Origin of the sequence: Kamptonema animale CS-326, from assembly GCF_028330895.1 — a bacterium.
GTDB classification, from domain to species: Bacteria; Cyanobacteriota; Cyanobacteriia; order Cyanobacteriales; family Microcoleaceae; genus Kamptonema; species Kamptonema formosum.
In genome coordinates this window covers 1-1,310 of sequence record NZ_JAQMUA010000208.1, presented here as the reverse complement: position 1 = coordinate 1,310, position 1,310 = coordinate 1, and the positions used below count along the sequence as shown (strand labels likewise).

At 39.5% G+C, this 1,310-nt stretch carries 1 pseudogene; it reads right to left on the bottom strand.

Annotation, left to right across the window (positions count from 1 at the left end):
- Positions 1 to 74 precede the first annotated feature (74 nt).
- Positions 75 to 1,310 (bottom strand): annotated as a pseudogene (locus tag PN499_RS12075) (IS5 family transposase); the annotation flags it as partial.

The following is a 1,310-nucleotide window of genomic DNA, read 5'->3' as shown; positions in this document are numbered from 1 at the left end:
TTAGGGCTTGCTGAATAAGTTAGAAAAAATCGCGATCGCGTAGCCAGCCGCAGCCATCGCACTTGATGGGCAATTCAAGCTCGGTCAAACATAACTTTTTGTTGACTATAACTTGCCCAAGTATAGCTTTTAATAATCATTGAACCGTAAATCGGTGTGATTTTCGGTTTCTGACATAAAAACACACAAAAAACCCGTCTTAACCAGGTAGAAAGGTTGATTACTAAAAAAGTAATCTTCTATGGCTGTTTGAGAAGTATTATCAAGTTTTGCCATCACTCGATTCAGGCTAAATCTTCTTTTTCCTTGTCCAAATTTTCCCTCAATTGCATTCCTAATTCTCTCATCTTCCCACGCTTGTTTCTTGGTTTCCTTACTCACATTTGCTGGTGGCCTTCCTAACGGCGGTCCACTCATTCTAATTCCTCTTTCTTTACACCATGCTCGGTTTTCCCTGGTTCGATAAATGCGATCTGCATGGACTGATTCTGGGTAGTATCCTGTGTAATTTTTAAAGGCTTCTATTTGTGCTTTTAAGTCTCCTGATTCATTAAAGTTATCCCAACTTATCCGGTCTAAAAATACATATCCTTCAATGCAACTCGCTGACATTTTAGCTCCAAACTCGACTGGTTTTCCTGCTTTTCCTCTCACAATAGGACGGATGTGCGGTTGACTTAAACTTACTATTCTGTCCTCTATACTCTGTTTTTTGTTTTCAAATAACCAGAGTTGTTGGCGATAGACTTCTGTGAGAACTAGCAAAGTTTTATACTGCTTTTGGCTCAGACTTTGTAGGGTCGCACCTGATTCGATTAGCTGTTCAATATGAGCGAGGTTTCTTTTGATATATTGCAGTTGTTTTTTAAGGGCTTGGATTTTTTTGTTTCGTAATGGTCGTCGTTGTTTGGCTACTGTTAAGTAATCTTTTCTAGCTATCTTTCGGTACGTTCTGGGTTTTTTATTAATTTTTCCTTTGAGGGATTTATAGAGGATGTCGATGATTTTTTCGGTATGAACTCTGGCTCGGTTTAATAGTCCTAAGTCGGTGGGATAGCTAATGTCTGCTGGGGCCGAGGGAGCATCTATGATTAATTTTCCTTGATTGGTTGATTCATTTTTTGCGTCCGAATCCTTTTTTTTTTCGGGCGGTTTTGGGGTGGTTTCGCACATTTTTTCCACCATTCGTTCGTTCACTTTCTTTATTAAGTTTGCACTGATTCGCTGCCGAAAGTGGACTAATAGTGATGGGTCAAATGGAGGATCATTACTGTATGTTGATTGACCGATAAAGTATTGCAGGTATGGGT